Origin of the sequence: Parapedobacter koreensis (assembly GCF_900109365.1) — a bacterium.
In the GTDB taxonomy this organism is placed as follows: domain Bacteria; phylum Bacteroidota; class Bacteroidia; order Sphingobacteriales; family Sphingobacteriaceae; genus Parapedobacter; species Parapedobacter koreensis.
Map to the genome: position 1 here is coordinate 309,505 of NZ_FNZR01000002.1, position 25,708 is coordinate 335,212.

At 47.7% G+C, this 25,708-nt stretch carries 25 protein-coding genes and 1 tRNA gene; 7 read left to right on the forward strand and 19 right to left on the reverse strand.

From position 1 onward, the window contains the following. Positions 1-86: 86 nt before the first annotated feature. The 6 genes from BMW65_RS05525 to BMW65_RS05550 form a co-directional block, all read right to left on the reverse strand. Positions 87-1,061 (reverse strand): NAD(P)H-quinone oxidoreductase, encoded by a 975-nt coding sequence (locus BMW65_RS05525; RefSeq protein ID WP_317040414.1) that lies wholly within the window; start codon positions 1,059-1,061, stop codon positions 87-89. After that, positions 1,058-3,787, reverse strand: coding sequence for an outer membrane beta-barrel protein (locus BMW65_RS05530; protein ID WP_245747511.1), 2,730 nt, complete (start codon positions 3,785-3,787; stop codon positions 1,058-1,060). Before BMW65_RS05530 ends, BMW65_RS05525 begins: the two co-directional genes overlap by 4 nt. Positions 3,788-3,963: 176 nt before the next feature. Then, positions 3,964-4,488 (reverse strand): ferritin, encoded by a 525-nt coding sequence (locus tag BMW65_RS05535; RefSeq protein ID WP_090603439.1) that lies wholly within the window; start codon positions 4,486-4,488, stop codon positions 3,964-3,966. Between the two features lie 97 nt (positions 4,489-4,585). Further along, positions 4,586-4,948 (reverse strand): hypothetical protein, encoded by a 363-nt coding sequence (locus BMW65_RS05540; protein ID WP_090603441.1) that lies wholly within the window; start codon positions 4,946-4,948, stop codon positions 4,586-4,588. Positions 4,949-5,021: 73 nt separating this feature from the next. Beyond that, positions 5,022-6,374: an efflux RND transporter periplasmic adaptor subunit gene (locus tag BMW65_RS05545; protein ID WP_090603443.1), complete on the reverse strand. Its 1,353-nt coding sequence runs from the start codon at positions 6,372-6,374 to the stop codon at positions 5,022-5,024. A gap of 29 nt (positions 6,375-6,403) precedes the next feature. Continuing rightward, positions 6,404-7,756 (reverse strand): TolC family protein, encoded by a 1,353-nt coding sequence (locus BMW65_RS05550; RefSeq protein ID WP_090603445.1) that lies wholly within the window; start codon positions 7,754-7,756, stop codon positions 6,404-6,406. Positions 7,757-7,830: 74 nt separating this feature from the next. Here BMW65_RS05550 and BMW65_RS05555 point away from each other — a divergent pair, with 74 nt between their 5' ends. Then, a complete protein-coding gene (locus tag BMW65_RS05555; protein WP_090603447.1) occupies positions 7,831-8,439 on the forward strand; it encodes a polysaccharide deacetylase family protein in 609 nt (202 codons plus the stop codon). 18 nt (positions 8,440-8,457) lie between these two features. Here the strand turns inward: BMW65_RS05555 and BMW65_RS05560 are convergent, their stop codons facing one another. Beyond that, the gene (locus BMW65_RS05560) at positions 8,458-9,237 is read right to left on the reverse strand and encodes a DUF4249 domain-containing protein (RefSeq protein ID WP_090603449.1); all 780 of its coding nucleotides are present in this window, start codon (positions 9,235-9,237) and stop codon (positions 8,458-8,460) included. Between the two features lie 3 nt (positions 9,238-9,240). Then, positions 9,241-11,580, reverse strand: coding sequence for a TonB-dependent receptor (locus tag BMW65_RS05565; RefSeq protein ID WP_090603450.1), 2,340 nt, complete (start codon positions 11,578-11,580; stop codon positions 9,241-9,243). 295 nt (positions 11,581-11,875) lie between these two features. Here BMW65_RS05565 and BMW65_RS05575 point away from each other — a divergent pair, with 295 nt between their 5' ends. Next, on the forward strand, positions 11,876-12,616 hold the full coding sequence (locus BMW65_RS05575; RefSeq protein ID WP_245747512.1) for a 3-keto-alpha-glucoside-1,2-lyase-like domain-containing protein: 741 nt from the start codon (positions 11,876-11,878) through the stop codon (positions 12,614-12,616). A gap of 104 nt (positions 12,617-12,720) precedes the next feature. On the opposite strand, the gene BMW65_RS05580 is transcribed toward BMW65_RS05575, so the two are convergent. Together BMW65_RS05580 and BMW65_RS05585 are read right to left on the reverse strand one after the other, a co-directional pair. After that, the gene (locus BMW65_RS05580) at positions 12,721-14,514 is read right to left on the reverse strand and encodes a chloride channel protein (RefSeq protein WP_090603453.1); all 1,794 of its coding nucleotides are present in this window, start codon (positions 14,512-14,514) and stop codon (positions 12,721-12,723) included. A 6-nt stretch (positions 14,515-14,520) separates the two neighbouring features. Continuing rightward, positions 14,521-15,459 carry a hydrogen peroxide-inducible genes activator gene (locus tag BMW65_RS05585; RefSeq protein ID WP_090603455.1) on the reverse strand — a complete coding sequence of 313 codons (939 nt, stop codon included), beginning with the start codon at positions 15,457-15,459 and terminating at the stop codon, positions 14,521-14,523. Between the two features lie 317 nt (positions 15,460-15,776). Between BMW65_RS05585 and BMW65_RS05590 the strand changes: the two genes are divergently transcribed. Genes BMW65_RS05590 through BMW65_RS05605 form a run of 4 tightly spaced genes read left to right on the forward strand, consistent with a single transcriptional unit; the run spans position 15,777 to position 18,488 of the window. Then, the gene (locus BMW65_RS05590; protein WP_090603457.1) at positions 15,777-16,433 is read left to right on the forward strand and encodes a DUF6266 family protein; all 657 of its coding nucleotides are present in this window, start codon (positions 15,777-15,779) and stop codon (positions 16,431-16,433) included. Between the two features lie 5 nt (positions 16,434-16,438). Beyond that, a complete protein-coding gene (locus tag BMW65_RS05595; RefSeq protein WP_090603459.1) occupies positions 16,439-16,993 on the forward strand; it encodes a DUF6266 family protein in 555 nt (184 codons plus the stop codon). 32 nt (positions 16,994-17,025) lie between these two features. Then, complete coding sequence (locus BMW65_RS05600) at positions 17,026-17,595, forward strand: HD domain-containing protein (protein ID WP_090603461.1); 570 nt, start codon at positions 17,026-17,028, stop codon at positions 17,593-17,595. A gap of 20 nt (positions 17,596-17,615) precedes the next feature. Continuing rightward, positions 17,616-18,488 (forward strand): YitT family protein, encoded by an 873-nt coding sequence (locus BMW65_RS05605; protein WP_245747513.1) that lies wholly within the window; start codon positions 17,616-17,618, stop codon positions 18,486-18,488. Positions 18,489-18,501: 13 nt separating this feature from the next. On the opposite strand, the gene BMW65_RS05610 is transcribed toward BMW65_RS05605, so the two are convergent. The 9 genes from BMW65_RS05610 to BMW65_RS05650 form a co-directional block, all read right to left on the reverse strand. Beyond that, on the reverse strand, positions 18,502-19,545 hold the full coding sequence (locus BMW65_RS05610) for an adenylate/guanylate cyclase domain-containing response regulator (RefSeq protein ID WP_090603463.1): 1,044 nt from the start codon (positions 19,543-19,545) through the stop codon (positions 18,502-18,504). After that, complete coding sequence (locus BMW65_RS05615; protein ID WP_090603464.1) at positions 19,538-19,921, reverse strand: response regulator; 384 nt, start codon at positions 19,919-19,921, stop codon at positions 19,538-19,540. Before BMW65_RS05615 ends, BMW65_RS05610 begins: the two co-directional genes overlap by 8 nt. A 1-nt stretch (position 19,922) precedes the next feature. Continuing rightward, positions 19,923-21,290, reverse strand: coding sequence for a sensor histidine kinase (locus tag BMW65_RS05620; protein WP_090603466.1), 1,368 nt, complete (start codon positions 21,288-21,290; stop codon positions 19,923-19,925). 174 nt (positions 21,291-21,464) lie between these two features. Then, the gene (locus BMW65_RS05625; RefSeq protein WP_317040417.1) at positions 21,465-22,328 is read right to left on the reverse strand and encodes a helix-turn-helix domain-containing protein; all 864 of its coding nucleotides are present in this window, start codon (positions 22,326-22,328) and stop codon (positions 21,465-21,467) included. 63 nt (positions 22,329-22,391) lie between these two features. Beyond that, positions 22,392-22,745 (reverse strand): hypothetical protein, encoded by a 354-nt coding sequence (locus BMW65_RS05630; protein WP_090603470.1) that lies wholly within the window; start codon positions 22,743-22,745, stop codon positions 22,392-22,394. A gap of 1 nt (position 22,746) precedes the next feature. After that, positions 22,747-22,950, reverse strand: a complete 204-nt coding sequence (locus tag BMW65_RS24095; RefSeq protein WP_090603472.1) for a hypothetical protein — start codon at positions 22,948-22,950, stop codon at positions 22,747-22,749. Further along, positions 22,947-23,726, reverse strand: coding sequence for an SDR family oxidoreductase (locus tag BMW65_RS05640; protein ID WP_090603474.1), 780 nt, complete (start codon positions 23,724-23,726; stop codon positions 22,947-22,949). Before BMW65_RS05640 ends, BMW65_RS24095 begins: the two co-directional genes overlap by 4 nt. 139 nt (positions 23,727-23,865) lie before the next feature. After that, positions 23,866-23,938 (reverse strand) — tRNA-Thr (locus BMW65_RS05645). A gap of 81 nt (positions 23,939-24,019) precedes the next feature. Then, entirely contained in the window at positions 24,020-24,436 is a 417-nt protein-coding gene (locus BMW65_RS05650) for an OsmC family protein (RefSeq protein ID WP_090603477.1), read from the reverse strand. A 74-nt stretch (positions 24,437-24,510) separates the two neighbouring features. Here BMW65_RS05650 and BMW65_RS05655 point away from each other — a divergent pair, with 74 nt between their 5' ends. After that, complete coding sequence (locus tag BMW65_RS05655) at positions 24,511-25,698, forward strand: cysteine desulfurase family protein (RefSeq protein WP_090603478.1); 1,188 nt, start codon at positions 24,511-24,513, stop codon at positions 25,696-25,698. The last annotated feature ends 10 nt before the right edge of the window (positions 25,699-25,708 follow it).

Below are 25,708 nucleotides of genomic sequence, written 5' to 3' on the forward strand. Positions count from 1 at the left end.
ATCTGTGCTATTTTCGTTGGCTAATATGGCAAAAATACCGGAGAAGAACAACGCTAAAAGTATTTAGCCACTTATTTTGAAGACCATCAGAAGACTTCCAAGGCCAGCTTACCGATAAAATTGCCAGATTCCATTAGCCTGTGTGCATCGGATGCCGCAGCCAACGGAAATACCTGATGGATAATCGGTTTGAATGCGCCCTTTTCAACCAATGGCCATACGTGATTTTCAACCGCCTCCCGCAAAGTCGCTTTAAAGGCATTATCCCGGCTCCGCAACGTGCTTCCCGTAAAGGTAAGCCGCCGTTGCATCAATGCTATGATGTTCATTTGCACGTGTTTGCCGGCTACCGCATTGATGAATACGAGCCGGCCTTCATCGGCTAACAATGACAAGTGTTTCTCAAAATAAGGTGCGCCTATGCTGTCCAAAATGACATCTATCCGCTCTCCAGCCAGTTCCTCAGCAAAATCACGCTCGTGGTAGTTGATACCGGCCACGGCTCCCAATTGTTCGCAGAAGTCGCATTTTTCACGGGTTCCCGCCGTTGCATATACCCGTGCACCGAAGGCTGTACCCAGCTGGATGGCCGTGGTGCCGATACCTCCGCTGCCACCGTGCACCAGCAACGTTTCACCGCATTGTAGTTTTCCCCGCTGGAAGACATTGTGCCAAACGGTAAATACCGTTTCCGGCAAGCAGGCAGCTTCCACAAAATCAAGGTTTGCCGGTATGGGCAGGCAATGCGCCTCATCTGCCGCCGCGAATTCGGCATATCCACCGCCCCCCAACAAAGCGCACACGCGGTCGCCGGGTACCCATCGCTTCACCTCAGCACCACAAGCTTCCACAACACCAGCCACTTCCAAGCCCGGAATATCCGCCACTACGCCCGGTGGAGCGGGGTAATTGCCTTTCCGCTGAAAGATGTCAGGGCGATTGATACCAGCAGCATGTACCCGGATAAGGACTTCCTTGGCACGGGGTGTCGGCACAGGACGTCGCTGGATGGACAGCCCATCCGCATCGCCATATTGGGTAATGGAGGCAGCTTGCATCATGATTTTTTCGAAGGATATTTTTGCAGCCGGATATTGAGTGACAGCATAAAGTACCTGGCCAACCGGTTATTCCGGACATCGAGGATGTCCGTGCCCAACACTTCGCGCGTAATCCCGGTATTTTGGTTAAACAAGTCAAATCCTTGAAAACGCAACAATGCCATATTATTGTTCAAAAACGTACATTCAATATAAGCGTTCAGCAAGGTCGGGTTTGCGTTGACAAAGCTGCTGTATCCCGTATTGAGCCGATGGGAAAGGTCGAAGCCAAATGCCCAATTATCCGACAGATAGCCTTTACCAGCCAATCCAAATAATACGGAATTGGCATCGATACCATCCCGGTTTTCCCAGTTGCGCAGCGAGTAGCGTGTACGGTTAAAGGTGTAACTGCTGTTCAATTCGGTTTCGATGACGTCTTCCAGGGTATACCGCATTTGTACGGCCTGCGAATAGATAAAGTTCCGCCCAAAATTTTTCTCGTCATTGATGTACGAAATATTGTTTACGTAATCCGTCGTCCCGTTGAGATTTAATTGCAGGTTGTCATTGAATACCGGCGTACTGAACATATAATATCCCCGGGCATCAAAGTACCCTGAAGAATTGCGGAAGCTCGTTTCCTGTACCGTGCTGCTGGGGTTCGAACGATTGGTCACGATTTTATTCTGGATTTGATTGAGCGCGAGCTGTGCTTCGAAAAATTGATTCCGCCCCATTTTGGTTTGCCGGAAACGTGTGGTAATCCGATTAACAAATTCAGCCTTCAAATCCGCGTTGCCGATGATGATGTTCTGCGAATTGGTCAGATCCCGGATAGGTTGTATCTGGGAAAAATTAGGCTGGTTATTCGTGCCCAGGTATTCGATGGACCATTCGGTTTCGTCATTGATGCGGAAACGGAAACCCGCACTGGGAATTAAATTGACATTGCGGTGTTGTGTCGTGGTATCTGCATCAAGTGTACGCCCCTCCAGCAAGAGCGGTTGCACACCAAAACCTAAGGTATACCTAAAACGTTTGCTTTGCTCCATTTGATAAATCAATCCCACCCGATTACTCTCGAAAAAATACGCATAATCTACGCTTAACGAGTCTACAAATAGTTCCTTGCCCGTGTCCCAAACGCTACGGCGGCTATCAATGGCTGTATAATTATATTCATAGCTGACCTCCAGAATGCTTTTATCATCAATGGGTTCGACGTAAGACGCCTTCAACCTTCCCACGCGGTTCTGATTGTCGCTTTCCACTTCTTGCGAGAATGCATAGGACCCGTCCTGAACGGGCTGCCCTGTAATTGCATTTATACTTTCAAACACATCATTGATGTCTTCCAACTTATCCCTGCCTGCATACTTGCCTTGCATATTCAGCACAAATTTACGCCCGGGCTTGTGAAAATTTCTGGAGTACAACACATCCATATCAAAATTAGGTGATGACATTTCTTCTCCAGCCCGGTATGCCCGTTCGCTTACAATCCCCCGATTCCTGATGGTATCATTGCTGTGATGCAAGGAATTAATCGTGCTGTAGGAGATGTTGGGGCTTATTTTCAAGTAATTCTGTGCGTCCAATTGGGCTTCGATGTCCCAAGCCATCAAATGATTGATATTGTCTGTGTTGACTTCCCGTGCTTCTTGGTTGACAATGGTATAAGAATCGAACACACTCTGCAATACCGAATTCCCTACTGTGCTGTTCTTTCTATTCGTAAAGGTATATTTTCCATATACACTCACCTTGTCGGAAATATCGTCTGAATAACTGATTCCCGCTGAATTGGTCGTATTTACGCCGTCCACCGGATCCATCATTCCCGTCAAATCCGCATTGCCCCGATCCCGGACACCCGCGCCAGTCGGGGCTCCGTAGCTGAATAGGCTGGTATTCGTGTTATTGAACGATCCGATGACTGAAAACTCCTGTCCATCGTTGTAATTGTTTACCCCCATACTGCCGATATACCGCTCTTTCGTGCCACCCCCTCCCGTCACCTGGCCAAAAAGCACACGCTTTTTATCTTCTTTTAATACGATGTTCAGTATTTTCTCAGGTTCCGTGTCCTTTATCCCTGTACTATTGGCCATATCGCCGTAGTAGTCAATAACCTGTATGGATTGGATAAATTCAGCCGGAAGGTTACGTGTAGCGGTGAGCACTTCGCCACCGAAAAAATTCTTGCTATCCACCTGTACCCTGCTGATTTGCTTCCCGTGGGCAATTACCGTCCCGTCCCGCCGCACCTGCACATTGGGCAATAACTTCAGCGCCTCCTCCAGCAGCGAATTTTCACGCACATGGTAGGCATCCATGTTATACTGCACGGTATCTTCTTTAAGAATGATGGGTTGTATCCGGTTGATGACAATCTCCTTGAGCAACGTCTGCTGCGGTGGTAGCACCATGGGAAGCAATTGCATTGCAGCACCCGGGAAGGTAGCCGGGTAAGACCGCTCCAGGATTTTGTAACCAATCATGCTATAGGTAAGTCGGAATTCAGGCCCGATAATGTTCGAAAACCGGAACGTTCCATCATTACCGCTAACGGTCAACGAGGTATCCAATATGGACGTAAGGCGCACATTCACACCAGCTAAAGGTGTGCCCGCTGTATCAATTACAATGCCGCTTATCTCTTTTCGCCGAGGCTGGCCCAATGCCTGCAACGACACAAAAAGAAATACGAAAACGAGGAGCCTATGTATAGCTATCGATGGCAACTTTTCGTCAAGATATGATGAATGGGTTTGGAATGTCTTCTATATGAAATCCGAATCCGCTCCTTATTTTATAATTAACAACGAAAGATAGTACTTAATCCGTACGTGTGCAAAAAAAAATCGGGCTGCCTTCTCAAAAAGACAGCCCGATTGTATGGTGATCCCCTATCGATAAATCACCCTTCGTAACTTACTTTCGGCACATGTTTGTCGATTTCCCAACGGCCTGTTCCATCCTCGCCAATCACGTCAAACATTTCCAGGATGCGCCGGGCCACGTATTCCTCTTCAATTTGCTCAGCGAGGAACCACTGGATAAATTGAAACGTCACAAAATCCTTCAATTTGATACATTTATCAGCAATGTTGTTGAATTGTTGTGTCACATACATTTCCTGCTCCAACATTTGTTCGAACACACTGCGGAATGACTCAAAATCTGCAGGAATATTCACGATTTCCGGAGAAATCGCCTTCCCGCCCCTGTCGTTTACATAATTGAAAAGCTTCATCATGTGTTTCCGCTCTTCTTCCGACTGCTTGGAAAAAAAATCGGCACTGAAGTCATAGCCTTGGTCATCGCACCACGATGACATGGCCAAATAGATAGACGAAGAATGCGCTTCCACCTTGATTTGTGCATTCAATATGTTTTCTATCTCTTCGTTTAACGACGTTTTTAATCGCAATAAATCTTTCATATTTATACCTCCTTTGTTGTACAAAAATACACAAACTAAGTGGCAAAACACTCAACGTAAACGCAATACAAATTCAGTCTAAATTATGGGTAATGATTCAAGCTACCCGGCAGGGAGTTCCTTTCAGGCAAGTTTGGACGACGCTATTCAATGTGATCATAAACTTAGCCCCATTTAAAAGCTCACGGAGATTCAATACGTCATTGATGTCCAACACAAAACAACGGGAAGTGCGGTAAGGCATCACAATGGTAAAATCAGCCGTACGCGACGAATCGATAATCATCGCTGAAATATCGATCGCATCAATCTTCTTTTTGAAACTGAAGAAATCACTCACCTTGAACGCCGTCGTGCTGCCGGCAAACTCCAACCAGTAACAATTCTGCCTGCTGCATTGATACACAGCGCCATGGTCAGTTTTATAAACGTCTTCGAAATTAGCTAACGGACAGATCATTTGCTGATAACATGTATGAATCGGATGCGAATATACATATTATTTATAATCAGTCCAACTAAATTTTCGAAAGCTACAACAAACTATTCTTATCTACCTTATCTACCTTACTGCCATCCTTCAGCGTCTTACTGATGGCGTTGAACGGACGGGATACCACTTCATCCCCTTCGCTAAGGCCGGTCAGGATACGGATGTACATGTCGTCTTGAATCCCGGTAGTCACTTCCACTTGCTTCACGGTGCCGTTGCTAAATACGAATACATATTCTTTCATCTTTGGTGTCCCTGCCACCGTACTGACGGCATTGGTATCAACTGTGCCAGCTGCTGTAGTATCGCTTCCATTTGGCTCCCGTGTAGTCACGGCCTGTATCGGCACGGCCAGTCCCGTATCCGCTTGGGTATGTATATCCACCGTAGCCGACAAGCCTGGACGGAATGGCGAAGGATTCAGTTGATCCTTTTTTAGCAAGTCTTCATAAGATTCTTGCAGGATTCGCACTTTCACGTTAAAATTGGTTACCTGATCCGTACCCGCCGTCGTGGTCGTAGTCGTTGCAGCGGTGGTAGACGAGCTGGCTATCTCCGTGACGATACCCTTGAACTCCCTGCCTTGAAAAGCATCTACCTCAATGGTTGCTTCATTATTAAGTGCTACACGGGTAATGTCGTTTTCGTTGACCTCCACAACCACTTCCATGGAGTTCATATTGGCGATGCGCATGATTTCGGTACCAGCCATTTGGGCCGTTCCTACCACACGTTCGCCCAGCTCCACCTGCAATAGAGAGACTACGCCATCCACTGGCGCATAAATGGTTGTGCGTGCGAGGTTATCACCAGCTTCTTTTACCGAAGCCTGCGACTGGTCGATACCATACCGCGTCGCCAATACGTTTTGCCGTTGGGCTTCCAAACTTGCCCTTGCACTTTCATAGTCCGCCCGGACTTTATCAAATTCCGCTGCCGATACGACTTTCTTGTCAAACAATTCCTTATTCCGGTTAAAAATGGCCTCCGTATTAACAAAGTTGGCTTCCTGCTGCTTCAATTGCTGTTCGGCCATGGCTAAGCTAGCACGTTGGGCATTGAGCGAGGCCACCGCCCGTTCGTATCCCGATTGTAAAATATCGGGCCGTATACGGCAAAGCACCTGTCCTTTGGTCACCACGTCGCCTTCCTTCACGTTGAGTTCCACAATCTCACCCGAAACCTCTGAACTGAGCTTTACCTCTACTTCAGGATGGATTTTCCCACTGGCAGATACCTGCTCATTCACCGTCCTTTTTTCCGCTTTGTCCGTGGCTACCTTGATGACATCGCCCTGGCCAATCCAACCCATTTTATTGGCGACGATGACCAGCACCAATAGGATTACTGCACCAATCACTACATATTTCAGTGTGTTTTTTTTCTTTGCCATAGTCTATCTATGATTTGCTATTTAATTGTTCAGTTTTCAAAATTAATTTCGTTGCCCAGGTAAAAGTCTATCACTTTGCTGCGGAATAGCAGGTCATACCGGGCCTGGATGTGATCAAACTCTGCCCTGTTCATCGTCGTCTGTGCAGTGAAAAGCTCTACCGAATTGGCCAAGCCCACTTCATAGCGCTGGTTAATCACTTCAAACGCATCCTTAGCCGATGCAAAGGCAGCCTCCGTAGAAGAATAACGTTTCTCTGCCGATCGCAGGTCGAGCACCGCCTGGTTAATGATCTTATTCAAATTATTCTTGGCAAGTTGTTCGCTTGCCAACGCATTTTCATAACCGATCTTCGCCCTGGCCAGGCTGATCCGGGTACGCATGTTATTAAAAATCGGAATGCTCAACGTGAACGCCAGTGATTCGCTCCTGTTTCGCCGCAACTGCTCACCAAAAGGACCGAAAAAATCCACCGCTTGCGACGAAAAGTTGGTGCCGAGGCCACCGCTCATTGACAACGTAGGATAAAAAGCACCTCGTGCAATACTGATATTCTGCTTGGCAACAAGCGACAATAGCTCAGCTTGTTTGATATCCGGAAAACTGGATACTGCTTCCTGATAGATTTGACTGGCGATATAATTACGCTCAATAGCGTCGACATCAGGCAATGCAGGATTCTCAAGTGCAATAGCTACAGCTGGATCCATTTCCATCAGTTGCTTTAAGTTGAGTATGGAAAGTTCGAATGCATTTTGGGCGGAGGTCACATTCAATTCATCCGTAGCCACTTGGTTTTTTGCCTGCGAGAGGTCGGCCAACGTATTGTTTCCCACCTCATAGTTTGCTTCGGCTACGCCCAATTGCTGCTGCGACAAAGACAGTTGTTGTTCGCTGGCCTTTAACAGCCCCTGATTAGTCAACGCTTCGAGGTAAGTGGTTACCACAGAAAGCACCAAATCATTTTTCATCCGTTCCACGTTACTTTCGTCGGCCATCAGTTGGTACCGGTTGGCCCTTATCTGGTTTATCCGTTGGAAGCCGGTAAATAAATCGGCATTCGCATTGATTCGCCCCCCGGCAGAGCTGACCGACTGGGTCACCAGCCTACCGGCAGTCTGGTCGAACGAAAGACCCCAGTTGAATCCACCGTTTACTCCCGCATTGAGCGTCGGATACAGGTTCATCTTAGCTTGCCTGAGATCTTGTTCAGACAATGATTGTTGAAACTGGGCTTGCCTCACTTGTAAGTTTTTTTCGAGTGCTTGCGAAATTGCCGTTCTTACCGAGATTACCTGTTGGGCCGAACCCTCCAGCGAAGTAAGTAGCATTGTACATAAACAAGCGACGAAATACGTTAGGTGTAAAAACTTCTTCTTCATCAAAATATATTACGATTAAACAACAGTGAGCTTGTTACGAGAATCTGATTAATATTTGTTTCTTTTGTAAATCCATGTACACAGTCAGCGCCCCCATCATCTTAAAGTGGCTTTACCCCACACTCACTTGGCACCGCAGCCGTGCTGAAAAACGCATTTTTCTCACCTTTGACGACGGCCCGATACCGGATGTTACACCGGCCATCATAAATACCTTGAAAAAATATGGCATCAAAGCCACCTTCTTCTGTGTTGGCGAAAATATTAAAAAACATCCTGATTTATTCGATGACCTACTGGAAAACGGGCATCGTATTGGCAATCATACCTATAACCACCTCAATGGTTGGAAAATACCCAACGAAACATACGTCCGGAATGTAGCCCAATGCCAGCAACTGGTACAGACAAACCTTTTCAGGCCACCGTATGGACGAGGTACACGTGCGCAATATGCAACGCTACGGGCAGCTTACGAAATCATCATGTGGGATGTCCTCAGTGGTGACTTTGACACCAACCTCGCTCCCCAAAAATGCTTGCAAAACGTCATCAGCCATACAAGGAATGGATCCATCGTAGTTTTCCACGATAACATCAAAGCTATTCCCCGTGTCACGTATGCCCTTCCGCGTGCCATAGAGCACTGGCTGGACAAGGGATTTGAGTTCGGTGTATTATAGCTTCGGTCTCCGGACGCCTTACTGCACCACCGTAGCTATCTCGGACATCGCACAGGCACTAAAGTAACCAAGCGCCCCTATCCCAAATGCAGCAGGTGGGTTGGCCGGAGCAGCGCTGCCCGGATTAGTAGACTCCACCGCATTCCAGAAATCAAACGTCGCCTTGTCGATACATTGCATCTGGACCATCACGGAATCACCGGTAACCAGTTCAATATCAAAATCGATCAGATCCTCACTCACATATTTCCCGTCGTTGAACTTATCTTGTGCCAGGTGCACCATTTCAAAAGGTGCGCCATTCACACTCCAGAGGTAACGGTAGTAATTGGGCATAAAGGGTGGGTCTTGGAATTTAAGCGTAATCAGTTTCTCTTCCTCGCCGAATAGGTTTCGTATGGACGTGCCAATGGAATCCGCAATGACCAAGGGGGGCATGGTAGACACTGCCGTAAACAGGACCCCATCCACCCGTACATGCAATTCATACCATTCATTCTCCCTTCCACGAAAATGATCCGCAACGTATATGCCAGGCTCCTGCTCATCGAAATGGAATACCTGCCCGCTTCCGGTCAGCACCTCCACATCAGCTCCGGATACTGGATCAAAAGGATTGTCCGAACCAAAAGCTACCGTACGGCCAATGGTTACCTGCTGGCGGTTCGTCTGGTTGCTTACTTCACCAATGATCACCAGTTGTGGATTGGCATCGTTCAAGTTGATATCGATGACATCTTCGCATGACGACCACAGAAAGCCGACAATTAAAAAAATAGGAGTACAGTACCTACGCATCGTTCAAAATTTAAAATTCCATGTAACAGACGGAATAATGCCGAATAAGGCTATCCGGTAAGCCTCCGTAACGTTCGGATTATGTTCGTTTTCCCTGAAATCAATAATATAGGCGTTTTTGCGGTTGTATGCATTATAAACACCGAAGGTCCAGCTCGATGTAAAACGTTTGCTTACGCTGGATTCCCATGTCGCCCCCAAATCCAGCCGATGGTAATCCGGCATCCGGTATCCATTGCGCTCGGTATAGTACCAAAGCGTACGGCCCTCCACACTGTATTTACCGCTGGGGAAGGTCACTGCATTACCCGTGCTGTATATAAAGGTCGCAGAAAGGTTCCATTTGGGAGATAATTGGTACATTCCTACCACAGCCACATCGTGTGTACGATCCTGCCGTGCTGTAAACCAATTCCCTTGATTGATATCGTCAAAGCGGCGCTCGCTCCTCGAAAGGGTATAACTCAGCCAGCCGTTGAGCCTGCCTTCCCTTTTTTTCAGGAACAATTCCACACCGTAAGCCCGGCCAATACCATAAAGCAATTCGGCCTCGATATGCTCATTGGCTTGCAAATCAGCCGCATTCCGGTAATCTATCTGATTCTGCATGTACTTATAATACGATTCCACCGAAAACTCATAGGTATCGCTCAAGAAGTTTTGGTAATACCCCACGGCCGCCTGATCGGCTATTTGCGGTTTGATGTTGTTGCTGCTCATTACCCACGTGTCGGTAGGCAGGCTGGACGTCGAGTTGGACAATTGGTGCAAATGCTGTGTATTGCGGTTGTACGACAGTTTAAGGCTATTATTACGCGGCAGCTGATAGCTCATTGACAGACGGGGTTCTAAATTGAAGTAATTTTGCACAACATCGCCACGTTCATACTGCCGGCCTTCCACGATATCCCCGCCAGCGTCATATTCGTAAAACATACCCGGGCCAAACAACAGGAAATTAGTAGCCCGCACGCCATAGACCAAGTTCAATCTATCCAGGGGTTTCCATTCATGCGAAAGGTATCCGGCCAGTTCCATTCCCTTCCTCTGCTCAAGACGAAGGCTGTTTACCGATGTATTTTCATCGGCATCGATGTTTGCGGGGGAAATGTTTTGCCGAAGCAGGTTAATGCCGAAACGCCATGTGCTTTTGTTGGATTGAAAAAACTGGAAATCCTGCTTTACGTTATAGTTAAGGATACGCGAGGCGATTACGAAATTAAGATCGTCATTATCGATATTGACGTTGTAGTTGAAATTGCTGTATATAAACGAAGTATTGGAGAATAACCGGCTATTGAGCACGTGGTTCCAGCGTAATGTCGTTGTGGTATTCCCCCAGTCAAAACCAAAAAGCGTGGAATACCCCATGACGTCCCTGCCGAAGTAACCCGAAAGGAAAAGCGCATTTTTTTCATTTATCCGGTAATTGGCTTTCGCATTCAAATCATAGAAGTACAGGCGGCTGCTGTTGATGCTTTCATCGTTGGCCAATTTCAGGAACAAGTCGGCATACGTCCTCCGCCCGCTCACCATGAACGATCCCTTGTCCTTCACGATTGGCCCATCTATCTTTAATCTCGATGCAATGAGCCCTACTCCTCCTTCCGCACCCAAGCGCTTTTTATTCCCATCCAGCATGGCAATGTCAAGCACGGATGCCAGCCGTCCGCCATACTGGGCAGGCATCCCCCCTTTGAAAAGATTCACATCTTTAATGGCATCCGAATTAAACGTGGAGAAAAAACCAAAGAGATGGGAAGCATTGTACACCATCGCTTCATCGAGCAAGATCAAATTTTGGTCACCCGCACCGCCCCGTACGAAAAAATTGCTACTCCCTTCACCTCCAGCCAGCACACCGGGCAGCAATTGGATGGTTTTCAACACGTCCTTTTCTCCCATCAATACCGGCACATGCTTAATTTCATTAACGCCAACACGTGCCACGCCCATCTGTGGACTCCGCACATTTTCACTGATTGCCGATTGGCTAATCACCACTTCATCCAGCAGTTCGCCACTGGGCAAATCAATATCAACACGCTTATCTTCGCCCAGGCTGATGGTCGTTTCATACGATTGATAGCCCACATGTGACACGACCAGTACATACGTACCCTCGGCAAGGGTAAGTGAATAAAAACCATAATTATTGGTCCGTGTACCCACCGTTGCATCGGTTTTCAGCCGAAGGCTTGCCCCCACCAGCGTTTCTCCTGTACGTGCATCACGGACATGTCCACTGACCGTATATGTTGGCTGGGCGAATGCACGGCATGGTATACCAGTAAGCACTACGAATAGAAAAAAACGGAATTTGCAAAGCAGCTTAGCGGACATGTCTTATATATACGAATCAAAAATGGCAGATACACGCTGTAAGTTAAACTCCATTTCGGCCCACAATATTACCTATTTTGCATTAATTAATGCTATAAGGCATCATATTTTGCGCCGCATTGCTTATTTATTAGAGAAAAATAAACATATGCTTAACACCAACAGCGAAATTTCAGGCTTTGTAACATTTACCTGTTTATAAAAATAATGTTTCAAAACGCCCGTTTTTGAAAATAAGTTCGTAGTATTGACACCAAACAAACTTATAAATCATAAACATCACAGAATATTAAACATGGAAAATTTAAAAAAATCGTTATCGGTTGGTTTAGCAGTTGCAATGCTTACGGCATGCGGGTCTGGGCAAAAGACCGACGAAGGGCAAGACAGCACAGCCACGGCTACCACTACTGAAAATGACGGATGGGTATCGCTATTCGACGGACAGACCACCAACGGGTGGCACACCTACTTACGGGATACCGTTTCGGCTGCCTGGATCGTACAAAATGGCGAGTTGCAGTTCAATCCCGAAGTATCGCGCGAGCAACGCGGCGACATCGTGACGGATGGTGAGTATGAAAATTATGAGCTTGAATTGGAATGGAAGATTTCATCCGGGGGCAATAGCGGCATCATTTTCGGTGTGCATGAAGATCCCAAATTCAGTGCAACTTATCAAACAGGCATTGAAGCACAAGTACTTGACAACATCGATGCCGGGGACAATAAAATCGAAAATCACCTCGCAGGCTCACTGTATGACATGATTGGCAGCAAGGAAGTTTCACAGCCCAAGCCCGTCGGCGAATGGAACAAAGCCCGTATCCGCAAAAACAACGGGCAGATTACCCTTTGGCTCAATGATATCCAAACTGCAGATGTCACCATTGGCACCCCCGAATGGGAGCAGGTATTGAGCGCCAGCAAGTTCAAAGACTGGGAAGGATTTGCAAAATATCCGAAAGGCAAAATCGCCTTGCAGGATCACGGCAATGGCGTAGCCTTCCGCAATATCCGCATTAAGGAACTTTAATTGGTGATCAGTGATTAAAGCCGTTGCTCCTCAACTGGATCCGGTTCGCTTCGCTGCCGTCTCCTAGGTTTCGTCTGCAACGGCTTTAATCTTCCACCAGCAACCTACTCCAAGTAAGCACCCTGCCTCATCAATAACGCGCGGTACTTATTGAAAACCGCCGATTTGGACACAAAGCCCATATAATTCCCACTGCCATCCACCACGGGCAATATCCAGATATCTTCCCGGTTCATCTTCTGCATCACAGCTTCCATATTGGCGTCCAGGCTGATGATATCCATTGGTTTCTCGGCCAGTTGGCGCATGGTCTTGCCTTCCTTTTCCGGGCTTTCGCCCAGCAATATTTCAAAGAGCCGCTCGCTGTAGATAATCCCCAGCAGCTTACCATCGGTATCCACCACCGGAAAAATATTGCGTTTGGTGTGGATAATATCATGCCGCCTATCGGCAGGCCGCTCGTCGGGCCGCAAAATGGTAAAATTACGTTCCAGTACATAACGGAGTTTCATCATGCTCAGCACGGTACGATCCTTGTCCTCATGGGTAAGCAGGTCGCCTTGTTCAGCCAATACTTTGGTGTAGATAGAATACCTCAGTGCCGCCCGGTTGATCAAGTACGAGATGGCGGTCACCAGCATCAACGGCACCATCAATGCATACCCCCCGGTGATTTCCGCAATAAGGAAAATGGCGGTCAGCGGCGCATGCATGATGCCACTGAGCGCCGCAGCCATACCCGCCACCACAAAGTTGGCCACATTCAGCTCAATCCACCCAGTCAGGTTAATACCGTAGGAAAATGCAAAGCCCAACAATCCACCCATCACCAAACTAGGGCCGAATACACCGCCATTTCCCCCGCTATTGAGCGTCACGAGCGCTGCCAAGGATTTGGCAAATACGGTAATCACGGCATATACGACTATCAACACACCGATATGCCGGTAATCCGCAAAAATGCTATTGGCCAGCAACGCATCCATACGTCCGTCAAGGATTTGCTGTATCGCCAGGTAACCTTCGCCATAAAGAGCCGGAAAGAGAAAAATCAATATCCCTAAGCTTATTCCGCTTATTCCTACTTTTTGGTAGGGATTCGTAATCCTTGCAAACACGGCCTTGGCCCACGTACTGACTTTGGCAAAATATATGGAAAACCCCCCGATGATGACAGCCAGCAAGACGTAGAAAAACAGCGCATGGAATACCCAATCTTCCGTGACCAAGTGAAAAAGCGGCTCGCTGTATACCAATCTCGACACCACGGAAGCCGTCGCCGCGGCCATCAGCAACGGAATGAATGCCGGGATGGAAAATTCGGGTAACAAAATTTCTATGGCAAAAATCATCCCCGCCACCGGGCTATTGAACGCACCAGCAATGCCCGCGGCAGCCCCGCAAGCCAGCAGCATGGTTACTTCGCGGTAGTTGAGGCCAAAGAAACGCCCGGCATTGGCACCAATGGCCGAACCGCTGTAGGCAATCGGTGCCTCCAACCCGGCAGAGCCGCCGAAACCAACTGTGAGGGCACTGGTAATGATCTGGGAATAGATATTATGCGATTGTATACGGCTCGACTTGCGTGAAATGGCGTAAATAATCGGTGTCATGCCGTGTTCGAAGGTGCCTTTGCGAATAAAGCGGCGTACGTATAGGACACTCAACAATATCCCGATGAGCGGGAAGAAGAGATACAAGTAATATTTATATTGTCCTTGCACATCGTCCTGCAAGAACGCCGCTATGGAATGGGTGAGCCCTTTGAGGGCGGCAGCCGCCAATCCACCGATGACGCCTACTATTACGGCCAAGATGACAAGAAAATTCCGATTGGAAATTTTCTGCATTCGCCATTGGTTGAGCCGGTGAACAAACTGTTGGGTCTTTCGCTGCATCGCTTATCAATCAATTTCCATGATGTCCTTTTTCTTCTTCGATTTGAACCGTTTCGGTACAGCTGCAATAATCTCGCGTTCCAATGCCTCTATCGCTTGCTTTTTCAGGAAATTATGCGTGGTCACCAGACTGATTTCACGTACCGGCTCAGGAGATCTGAAATACCGTACACGGCCAAGCTGGTCTTCGTCAAAATCGTCGATGCTCAATTCCGGAAGGATGGTACTGCCCGAATTGCTATCGACCATCCGCTTAAGCGTTTCCACACTTCCCGTGTTGTATTCAAACGTACCATGCGGATCCATGCTCCGTTTTCGCTGACAAATATTCAATACCTGGCCACGCATGCAATGGCCTTCGGTAAGCAGCCACAGTTTATCTCCCAACACATCTTCAGCCGTCACCTCTTTTTTCTTGATCAAGGCGCTTTGGGGAGAGACATAAGTCACGAAGGGCTCGTAAAATAGCGGACGTTCAATCAATGCCGAATCATACACCGGGGTAGACAGCACGCCACAGTCCAACAAATTGACCTTTAGCTCCCGGACAATCTTTTCAGTAGTGTATTCCCATATTTGCAGTTGCAGCTTGGGAAATTTCTGCATGAAACTGCCCAGCACGCGGGGCAGCAAATAAGGAGCAATCGTAGGAATCACCCCAATACGCAACTCGCCTTCCAACTCGCCCTTTTTCAGTTGCACCAGTTCATTTATTTTGCGGCTCTCGGTCAGCACGACCCGTGCCTGCTTGATGATTTCCACACCTACCTCCGTGGGTACGATAGGCTGCCTGCTCCGGTCGAAAACACGCGCGCCGATAGATTCCTCCAGTTTCTGGATTTGCATGCTTAGCGTTGGCTGGGTCACAAAACATTTTTCGGCAGCGGCTACGAAACTTCTGTAGGTGTCTACAGCGATAATATATTCTAATTGCACAAGGGTCATGATATCAATAAAATTGATGCAAAGATAGGGAAAGCCCCGGATTTAAACCATTTAAAGGTTTTTTGCCAACAATTTTCCTTCTAAATTTTATTTAAAAATTATTCAATTATTATAATTACTTTAATAATCATCGTATCGCCATCGTAAATCTATCGTAAATTTATCGTATTTGATACGATAAATTTACGATAAAATTTATATTATTTATTGATATAAGTTAAAAATATATTATGGATATTATAATTTTTATTTAAAATTTATTATGGATTTTGCTTTAAATTTTGTACGCTTGTAAGGAAAACGTAACGCATATCGCCATGGGTATCATTGAGCAAGGTATTAACGGACCATTCAAAGGAAAAGCGGGGAGCGTAGTCGGCAGTAGCTGGAAAAAGATAAACTACATCAAGGGGCTTCGACGCGATAAGGGCCTGAAACGCCCCCCAACCTCCGAGCAGGCTGTTCAACGACAAAAATTCAAGCTGCTCAACACCTTTTTTATTCCGTTAAAAACGGTGTTGAATGCGGGTTTCAGGTCGTTTACTGAAAAGTCAACCGGTGTCAATTCGGCATTCCGATACAATTACGACCACGCATTTACGACCGATGGCGATAATATCTCCCTCGACTACGCTGCCCTGAAATTCAGTCACGGGTCGCTATGCACCGCCGGCGCAGAACAAGCATGGCTGGATAACGGTGGCATCCATGTAACTTGGAATCCCAAGACTTACGGCATGGGTGGTGAGGTGGACGATATTTCATATGCCATCGCCTACAGCCCGAAATTTCACATGTTCTTTGTTAATTCCAAGGAAAACCGCCAGGCTGGATCGGCACGTATTGATCTCCCGAGCAAGATTAGGGGTACGGAAATCCATGCTTGGTTGTTCTTTGCTGACAAACAAAGAAAACGCGTTTCAAAAACGGTTTATGTACCGGTGTCTACCCCGGATTTGGCTCTCCAATCTTGACGATCATGGATTTCTTTTACGACATTAATAAACCCAAAACCAACGAAAAATCATATGGCAAGCTTGCCGTCCAGCAGCGGATGCGGATCGCCATGGTCTTCCTCAATCCGCTGCGGCCAGTCATCGCCGAAAGCTGGTTGAACCAGGGCAAGGGAAGCAAGAAGAAAGCCTTTGGGCAAGCGCTGAAAAAGCTGATGGAGGACGCGCTGGAAGGCGAATACCCCGAACAGCGGGTAGTGCCTGAGCGCGTGAGCATCAGTATGGGCATATTGCCGGCCGTGCAGATCAGCGACGTCATCTTCCATGAACAGGAACTGGAAGTCTATTTTTCCAGTGCCGAAAATCCGATGGCCCGCTCCAATGACGAGGTGGTGCTGGTGGTGTACAGCCCTGAAGCGGGTATCGCCGGACGCAACACCCACTCCTGCACACGAACGGGCGGGCATATCGTTGTGGAGCTGCCTCCGCAGCTGTGGGCGGCACCGTTTCATGCCTACCTGTTCGTACACAGCGCCAACAAAAAACAGTATAGCAAGAGCAGCTATCTTGGAAAGAAATAAATTGATATATTAGCGACCGATAACAATCGGATATGCGACTCGATTTGGCTGAGGACTATATTTTAAGCAGGTTAAACGATGAACTTTCGCCTGATTTGACCTACCATAATGCTGTTCATACCTTTGATGTGTACAATGCGGCAAGGCAAATCGGCCAGCAGGAAGGCCTATCGGACGTACAACTCCAATGGCTCCTCACCGCGGCGCTTTTCCACGATGCAGGTTTTCTGGTTAATGCCAAAGCGCATGAGGTTTCGTCATGCACTATTGCGCAGGAAGTGTTACCTGGTTTCGGTTATACCGATGCGGACATCGCCATGGTTTGCCGCCTTATCATGGCTACGGAGATCCCTCAGCGGCCACGGCAGCACCTGGAAGAAATCATTTGCGATGCCGACCTGGATTACCTCGGCCGCGATGATTTTTTTGATCGGAGCCAACTACTCTACCAAGAGATGCGCCATTTGGGCACCGTCGCCTCCCGCGACGAATACAGTAAGATACAAATCGCGTTTCTGGACAACCACCAATACTTTACGGCAACGTCCAAACGGCTCAGGGATTCCAAAAAAGAAGAAAATTATAATAAGCTATTAACCTAATCATTGATAATAGGCGAACCATGATAACTAACCAATGGCGGGCCGTGGCCCAAGACATCATTTATGTGATATGCGGCGTGTTGTTTTGCGGATTTGCACTGAAGGGATTCCTGATCCCCAATCATTTTTTTGATGGCGGCGTGACGGGCATCGCACTCCTTATCCATGAAATCTATAATTTCAATATCGCCTACGTCATTGTATTGGCCAATCTGCCGCTGATTATCATGGGTGCGTTCCAGATAAATGCCAAATTTGCATGGAAAACCCTGGGCTGTGTCATGCTATTAGGGATTTGCCTATTATATGTGCCTTATCCGCCCATCACGTCGGATAAATTGCTGGTTTCCATCTTCGGCGGTGTATTCATGGGGTTAGGCGTGGGCCTTTCTATGCGGGGCGGGTGCGCGCTTGATGGCATTGAAGTATTGGCGTTATATACGCTCAGACGAAGCAGCTTTACCATCAGCGAAATCATCCTGGGCATCAACATCATCATCTTTCTTATTGCCGCGATACAACTCGGCCTTCCCACGGCACTCTATTCAATTCTGACCTATTATACCGCTTCGCGTACCATCAGTTTCGTCATTGAGGGCTTGGAGGAATATACCGCCGTAAACATCATATCTTCCAAGAGTGATACCATCAAAGATCGGCTGGTCAATGAAATGGGCAAGGGCATCACGGTGTATAAGGGTGAGCGGGGATTCCTCAAAGGCAGCTTTGACGTGAGCCATCCCGTGGATATTGTGTTTACCGTGGTGACCCGATTTGAGGTAAGGCGACTGAAAGCGATGGTCAGGGAGATAGACCCCCAGGCATTTATATACACCAACACGATCAAGGAAGTGGCTGGCGGGGTGTTGAAAAAACGTGCCCGATCCCATTAAATGCCCCCGTTGGCTATTCGAGTACTTCGTAGACAGCTACTGGCTGCGCCTTATTTTTCAAGGCCATGGAACCCAACGCTTTAAAACCAAACGACTGCTTGGCCTGTTCGTAGATGTGTTCGGCCACCAAAATCTGGCCGGGTTTGGCGACCGATTGCAGTCGCTGCGCCACATTGACGGTGTCCCCTATCACGGTGTAATCCAATCGTTTCAATGAAGCCGAACCAATATTTCCCGAAATCATTTCCCCGGAATTGACGCCGATGGACACCATCGGTTCAAATCCATGCTCGCTCAAATCTGCGGCAGCTATGCGCGTAATGCTATCTTTAACGGCCAGCGCCGCATCGATGGCCCGGTCGATGTGGTAGTCGCCCTTGAATACGGCCATCACGGCATCCCCCATGAACTTATCGATATGGCCGTTGTGATTGATGATTTCTTTTACGATCACGTCAAAGAGGGTGTTGAGCATTTTCACCACGCTATCGGCACCTACGTGTTCGGTGATGGCGGTAAATCCACAGATATCGACAAATACCACCGTGCCTTCAATGGTTTCATTATCCATCAGGCTTTTTTCAAACTCCTGGTGGGTCATGAAATTGAGCACATTTTCATCAACATACATTTTGAGGATATCGTTTTCTTTAATTGCCCGCAATGTTGTTTTTAGCTGTTCGACGTGCTGCAGCGTCTTTTCAATGGTGGTGCCCAAATCATCGAAATTCACCGGCTTGAAAACAAAGTCGAATGCGCCGCGGTTCATGGCCGTGCGGATGTTGTCCATATCGCCGTAGGCCGACACCATGACCGCTTTGATCACCGGATTGGCCTCGGGAAGTTTGGTCAGCAGCGTCAGGCCGTCCATTCCGGGCATATTGATATCGGTCAGGATGATATCGATATCATCCTGCTCTTTCAGCGCGGCTAATGCCTCGTTGCCATCTCGGGCAAATGCAAACGAGTAGGTATTCTCCCTGATTTTTTTCCTGAATTTCTGACGGATGAGTGCTTCCAAATCAGCCTCGTCATCTACCACCAATATCTTAGCCATGCGTATCGAGGTGTTTTAGTTTATCCTTTAATAAATTAAAATCCAATGGCTTGCTCAGGAAATCATCAGCACCAAGCTGCATGGATTGCTGGTAGTTTGCCTCGTCGCCATACGCGGTAATCATCATGACAAATGGGGGTGCAGTACCATGGGATTCCCTGATGTGTTGCAGGAGTTCCAATCCGCTCATTCCCGGCATGTTGATATCCGAAAGGATAAGCACCACCTCAGACTCCTCGGATGCCAAATAATGTACGGCATCCTCTCCCGAGAGCGCAAACTCAAATGCGAGCTCACCGTTTTTGATTTCCCGACGGAACCGTTGCTTAAACAGCGGTTGGATATCCGCTTCGTCATCTACTACTAATATCTTCATCTCATGCTGGTATCGTGATGATAAATGTGGCATATTGGCCTTCTACCGTGTCTACGACCATTTCACCGCCATGCATTTTATGGACGATGTCGTAGCTCATTGACAACCCCAAGCCCGTGCCTTCCCCGGTCGGTTTGGTCGTAAAGAAAGGCTGGTAAATCTTATCCACAATAGCTTGAGGAATACCCAAACCATTGTCATGAACGGTGATTTCGATGGCTGCATCGCCATCCGTTCCTTGCGTATTGCGGGTGGTTACCCGCACAACGGGCGTATAATCCCCGGAGGTACGTTTTTTCTTTTCGCTCACCGCGTAAAACGCATTGTTAAACAAGTTCAGCAATACCCTCCCCAAATCCTGCGGGACAACGGCTATCCGGTGCAGATCCGTAGCGAAATCCGTTTCCATCGTCGCGTTGAAGGTCTTGTCCTTGGCGCGTAGGCCATGGTAACTCAGGCGCAGGTATTCGTCAGCCAGCGCATTGATGTCTACTTCTTCCTTTTTTCCCGAGCTGCTCCGCGAGTGCTGCAGCATACTCTTCACGATCCCGTCGGCACGCTTGCCATGCAGGTTGATCTTTTCCAGATTCTGGGTAAGATCACTGATGATATCCTCGGCTTCTTCGACGCCTTCGGGCGCGATCCGACTTGAAAGTTCGGTTTTCAGTTCGTCAAGCAATTCGATGCTCACTTCCGAAAAATTGTTCACAAAATTGAGCGGATTCTGTATTTCATGGGCGATGCCTGCGGTCAATTCACCCAGTGATGCCATTTTTTCAGATTGGATAAGTTGGGTCTGCGTGCGCTTGAGTTCGTCCAGCGTGCCTTCCAGTTCTTCTTTCTGTTTCACCAACTCTGCCGTGCGTTCGGCAACCTGTACCTCCAGGCTCTCCTTCATCTCCGCCATGATGCGGCTACGGGTTTCCTCGGCTTCCCGTTTTGTGCGTTCCTGCTCCAATGCCCGGCGTTGGTTGCGATTGACAAACCACATCGCTGCAAACCAGAGTACGCCGAAAAGGCCGATGCTTTCAAAGACCTGACTATATTCGTCATAAAACTCCGGACTGACGAGCTCTACGATGTCGGCCAGCAGTGAAAAAATCACATAAGGAAGCGCCGCGTACACCAAACTCCGGGCCACGCGCAACTCCGGGCGCTTGTAGACAACCCACATCAGCGCAATTACCGCAAGCCTGATCACATTGGAGATGATTTCCGAATCGGTAAGCAAATCCACGACCATAAGCATGATGACTACGTACCTTCCCTTGGTGATATATTGGAGAAGATCATAGTTCGCCTGCGCAGGATCGGCCTTTTTGCCGAGGTAATTAAGTATAAAAAACGCAAATAAAAGCTCTATTAACATTCAGTATTGGGCTTGGGACTGTTGAATCCTTTTTTTTCTACCTGCCTTATCGGTTAATCATGCCAAACATAGGCAAATTTGCTTTCAGAAACAACAAAAAAACTCCGAAACGGACAGTTCCGGAGTCGCTTTTGGAGCCGAAGACGGTGTTTGGAAGACGCTTTGTTTTTCTTTTTATATAACCTGATTAAACGATTGTCTGAACCTCAAAGGCGAAACGTTGGTCTTTGTCTTGAAAAGCTTGCTGAATGATTGCGGGTGTTCAAAGCCCAATCCATAAGCAATTTCGCTGACTGACAGGTCGGTTGTCGATAGTTTTTCTTTGGCTTTTTCAATCAATTTATCATGAATGTGTTGCTGGGTGCTTTGTCCTGTCAGCATGTTGAGCAGGCTCCGCAAATAATTAGGCGAAATGTTTAGCTGCTGCGCAATATATTGAACGGTAGGCAATCCTTTTGTCACTAAATCATCGTTATTGAAATAGTCCGAAAGCAGTTTTTCCAATCGGTCAAGAATGTGATGATTGGCTATTTTCCGGGTGATGAACTGGCGTTGGTAAAAGCGTTCCGCATAGTTCAGCAACGTTTCCAGGTACGAAATAATAATATCCTGGCTAAACTTATCAATGTTTGCGTAGTATTCATTTTTGATGTTTTCCACTATTCCGTTGATGATAGTTTCTTCTTTGTCGGAAAGGAACAAGGCCTCATTTGTGGAGTAACCAAAATATTCGTATTGCTTAATTTTTCTGGCAAGCGGGGTGTTCCATAAAAAATCGGGGTGTATGAACAACATCCAACCTTCAAGGTTCGCAGGTACGCCGTTTTCTTCACCACGCAAAATTTGTCCGGGCGACATAAAAGCCATTAAGCCCTCGTCAAAATCGTATCGCTGTTGTCCGTAATGAAGTTTATCGCACCCCCTTTTCAGCGATATGACATAAAGATCAAATAGCACGGCATTTATAGCGGAATCATTTTTCAGCCCTGATACATCAACGATACCAATGAGCGGATGATGAGGCTTTGGGAGCCGCATTAAACGATGTATTTCCGTTATGGACTTTATTCGATAGGGCTTTGCATTTGCCATAGCACACAATTAATTTTTAAACGGATATTTAAGCCAAATCAACATCAAAGGCAATGCTAAAAACGGAATTTCTATCAACGCCGTTTTGTAATTTCCTGCTTTCAGCGATAAGGCCATGATGAGTAGAATCGACATGGCGTTCAATACATTCCCCAAGAAGAAAGTTTTAGGTATCAGCAGTAATACCCCAATCGCAATGGTCAACACGCCAAAGAACGGAATGACCGGCTCGCTAATGCCCAATTCAGCCATCATTTTAACGGATTGCGGATTGTTTTTGTAATTGAATGCGTCCCAACCGTGTTTGAAACTTAGCGATACGGATACGATCAATAAGACTAATGAAAGGATGATCTTTACCATGTTAATTAAGGATATAAGTGTTCATGATGTATCCTGCTATTAACGCCATGGGGATGCCGATTATTGCGCTTGTCAAAGCGCTTTTAGCTTTATTGGGATATTGTTGCCTGTGCTTGAAATACAGTAAAAATCCAATTGGCGGAACAGCATTGGAACGTATAAACCAACGTCTTGATAGTCCGTCTTTGTTGTTTTCGTTGTTCATTTCTTATTCAGTTCTTTAAATTTTTTAAATTCCCGATGCCCAAACTTCAAAAGTGTATTGGGCACCATTCTGCTTGCGAACTTTATCACGCTCACCATCGTCGGTTTGAGTTCCGGTTTATCTCTCAAAAGTCCTTTGATGACAACGTTGATCATTTTATCCACATCCATCATCATCCTGGGATTCGGTTGCAGCACCCAGTCATTTTGCAGATTTGTATTGACGCCCGGGGGTATCATTTCAAACACTTTCACACTCGTGTTTTCCAATTGCAAACGCAAGGCTTGTGTATACGCCCGAACGCCGGCTTTTGTAGCGCTGTAAACAGGTGCGGAAGAATAGGACATAAATGCAATGCCCGAGGAAACATTGACAATCGCAGCCGATTTCTTTGTCAGCAAATGCGGCAAAAACTGATGCACCATTTGGATAGTTCCCGAAAGGTTGGTGACAATTTCACGGTTGATGTTTTCCAAATCCAATGTGGTGTCCTGCAAATCGATCAGCCGCATAAGTCCTGCGTTGTTGACAATGATGTTCAATTCAGGAAATTGCGATGTAACCTCCGCGTATAGCTGTTCAATGGCTGCCGGATTGCTCACGTCACTTTGAAAGGTATGAACTTTTGGAAACCGTTTTCTTGTTTCGTTCAGTGTGTCAAGGTTACGTCCGGTGGCAATGACATTCGCGCCCTGTTCGGTCAGTTGTTTTACAAGCTCCAACCCGATTCCGCTGGTTCCGCCTGTGATGAGGACGGTACTGTTTTTTAATTCCATCTTTCTGTTTTCTAATGTCACAAAGATCAGCAACACGCAAAAAACAGATTTAGCCTAAACGCTTTTTGTTGTAGTCAAAAATAAGTTGCCCTTGAAATGAAAAAGCCCCGAAACGTATCGTTCCGGGGCTTAAAACGGGAGCCGACGATGGGATTCGAACCTACGACCTACGCATTACGAATGCGTTGCTCTACCAGCTGAGCTACGTCGGCATCGGTAAAATCGGACGCAAATATAAAATAAGCTTGGCAATTGCAAAAATTGGCCACGCTTTTTTTAACCCCTATTGCTTATTAAGCCAATGCGACGGTCAGCTCAACGTTTGCCTTCAGCAATTTGGATACTGGGCAGATTTCCTTGGCTTTTTCGGCAATTTCCGTAAACTCGGCTTCGGAAATGCCATCCACCTCCCCGGTCAGCTTCAGCTGCACGGTCGTGATGCTTCCGTCTTCAAAAACTACTTTAGCCTCGGTATCCAAGTTGGTCGGATCATACCCTTTTTCGCTGAGCAAAAAACTGAGCTGCATGGTGAAGCAGCCCGCATGTGCTGCCCCGATCAGCTCTTCCGGATTGGTACCCACGCCATCTTCAAACCGCGTTTTATATGAATATTGGGTATGATCCAATACCGTGCTTTGCGTGGTGAGCGTACCACTGCCATCTTTTCCAGTGCCTTTCCAATTGGCACTTGCATTTCTGGTAAACTTCATGGTGTTCGTGATTTTTATGTAAAGTTATAAAAGGGAAACAAGCTTTGCGCTAAAATTGTTTATAAATTCGCAACATGGACAGGCTCATCTACTTTGACAACAACGCCACTACCCCGCTCGATCCGCAGGTGCTGGAGGCTATGATGCCTTACTTCACCACGCAGTATGCCAATGCCTCCAGCGTGACGCATCGCGCAGGACGGCAGGTTGCCGCCACGGTGGAAAAAGCCAGGGAGCAGGTAGCTGCCCTCATCGGGGCTACCCCAAAGGAAATCACGTTCACTTCCGGAGCCACTGAGGCGATCAATATGGTCCTGAAAGGGGTATTCGAACACTACGCCATCAAAGGCAGGCACTTCATCACGTGCCGCACGGAGCACAAGGCGGTGCTGGACACCTTTGCCTACCTGGAGCGGAAAGGGGCCGAAGTCACCTATTTGGCCGTAGCGCCGGATGGCAGTCTCGATCTGGCGGAGCTGGAAGCCGCTATCCGCAAGGATACGGTGTTGATTGCACTGATGTATGCCAACAACGAGACCGGCGTCATCCACCCCGTCCAGCAAATTGCCGATATTGCCAACAGACATGACGTGTTGTTTTTTTGTGACGCCACGCAAGCTGTGGGCAAAGTGCCGATAGCCGTTGGCGATATGCAGCTTGACATGCTTTGCCTCAGTGCGCACAAGCTCTACGGCCCCAAAGGCGTGGGTGCGCTGTACATCAGGCGCAGGAGCAAACGGATACAGACCGGTGCGCTGCTGCATGGTGGCGGACAGGAAAACAAGCTCCGCGCGGGCACACTCAATGTGCCGGGTATCGTCGGGCTTGGCCAGGCTGCGGTAATTGCCCAGCAACAGCTTGCCCCGGAGTCGTTGCGCCTGGCGCAGCTACGGGACAGCTTGGAAGCCGGATTATTAGCGCTGCCTGCCACCTTTGCCAACGGGCAAACCGCTCCCCGCCTGCCCCATGTAAGCAACATCACCTTCAGGCACCTTAAGGCAGACCAAATCATGGTCGCGGTACCCGATATCGCGCTGGCATCCGGCTCAGCCTGTGTGAGCGGCACGCGTGACCCATCGCATGTGCTCAAAGCTATGGGGCTTTCCGATACCGATGCCCATTCCGCGCTGCGATTCAGCCTCGGCCGGTTCAACACCGAGGAAGACATCCGCACAGGCATCACACAGATCACATCAGCGGTACAGCGACTGCGGGCCTCCTCGCCGATTTGGCAGCTATACGAAGCAGGGGTAATGGATTAAATAAATTAAC

Bases quoted from the DNA above. Each gene is read 5' to 3' on its own strand.
- BMW65_RS05525 (WP_317040414.1), bottom strand. From the start codon at position 1,061: ATGATGCAAGCTGCCTCCATTACCCAATATGGCGATGCGGATGGGCTG.
- BMW65_RS05535 (WP_090603439.1), bottom strand. From the start codon at position 4,488: ATGAAAGATTTATTGCGATTAAAAACGTCGTTAAACGAAGAGATAGAA.
- BMW65_RS05540 (WP_090603441.1), bottom strand. From the start codon at position 4,948: ATGATCTGTCCGTTAGCTAATTTCGAAGACGTTTATAAAACTGACCAT.
- BMW65_RS05545 (WP_090603443.1), bottom strand. From the start codon at position 6,374: ATGGCAAAGAAAAAAAACACACTGAAATATGTAGTGATTGGTGCAGTA.
- BMW65_RS05550 (WP_090603445.1), bottom strand. From the start codon at position 7,756: ATGAAGAAGAAGTTTTTACACCTAACGTATTTCGTCGCTTGTTTATGT.
- BMW65_RS05555 (WP_090603447.1), top strand. From the start codon at position 7,831: ATGTACACAGTCAGCGCCCCCATCATCTTAAAGTGGCTTTACCCCACA.
- BMW65_RS05560 (WP_090603449.1), bottom strand. From the start codon at position 9,237: ATGCGTAGGTACTGTACTCCTATTTTTTTAATTGTCGGCTTTCTGTGG.
- BMW65_RS05565 (WP_090603450.1), bottom strand. From the start codon at position 11,580: ATGTCCGCTAAGCTGCTTTGCAAATTCCGTTTTTTTCTATTCGTAGTG.
- BMW65_RS05575 (WP_245747512.1), top strand. From the start codon at position 11,876: ATGGAAAATTTAAAAAAATCGTTATCGGTTGGTTTAGCAGTTGCAATG.
- BMW65_RS05580 (WP_090603453.1), bottom strand. From the start codon at position 14,514: ATGCAGCGAAAGACCCAACAGTTTGTTCACCGGCTCAACCAATGGCGA.
- BMW65_RS05585 (WP_090603455.1), bottom strand. From the start codon at position 15,459: ATGACCCTTGTGCAATTAGAATATATTATCGCTGTAGACACCTACAGA.
- BMW65_RS05590 (WP_090603457.1), top strand. From the start codon at position 15,777: ATGGGTATCATTGAGCAAGGTATTAACGGACCATTCAAAGGAAAAGCG.
- BMW65_RS05595 (WP_090603459.1), top strand. From the start codon at position 16,439: ATGGATTTCTTTTACGACATTAATAAACCCAAAACCAACGAAAAATCA.
- BMW65_RS05600 (WP_090603461.1), top strand. From the start codon at position 17,026: ATGCGACTCGATTTGGCTGAGGACTATATTTTAAGCAGGTTAAACGAT.
- BMW65_RS05605 (WP_245747513.1), top strand. From the start codon at position 17,616: ATGATAACTAACCAATGGCGGGCCGTGGCCCAAGACATCATTTATGTG.
- BMW65_RS05610 (WP_090603463.1), bottom strand. From the start codon at position 19,545: ATGGCTAAGATATTGGTGGTAGATGACGAGGCTGATTTGGAAGCACTC.
- BMW65_RS05615 (WP_090603464.1), bottom strand. From the start codon at position 19,921: ATGAAGATATTAGTAGTAGATGACGAAGCGGATATCCAACCGCTGTTT.
- BMW65_RS05620 (WP_090603466.1), bottom strand. From the start codon at position 21,290: ATGTTAATAGAGCTTTTATTTGCGTTTTTTATACTTAATTACCTCGGC.
- BMW65_RS05625 (WP_317040417.1), bottom strand. From the start codon at position 22,328: ATGCGGCTCCCAAAGCCTCATCATCCGCTCATTGGTATCGTTGATGTA.
- BMW65_RS05630 (WP_090603470.1), bottom strand. From the start codon at position 22,745: ATGGTAAAGATCATCCTTTCATTAGTCTTATTGATCGTATCCGTATCG.
- BMW65_RS24095 (WP_090603472.1), bottom strand. From the start codon at position 22,950: ATGAACAACGAAAACAACAAAGACGGACTATCAAGACGTTGGTTTATA.
- BMW65_RS05640 (WP_090603474.1), bottom strand. From the start codon at position 23,726: ATGGAATTAAAAAACAGTACCGTCCTCATCACAGGCGGAACCAGCGGA.
- BMW65_RS05650 (WP_090603477.1), bottom strand. From the start codon at position 24,436: ATGAAGTTTACCAGAAATGCAAGTGCCAATTGGAAAGGCACTGGAAAA.
- BMW65_RS05655 (WP_090603478.1), top strand. From the start codon at position 24,511: ATGGACAGGCTCATCTACTTTGACAACAACGCCACTACCCCGCTCGAT.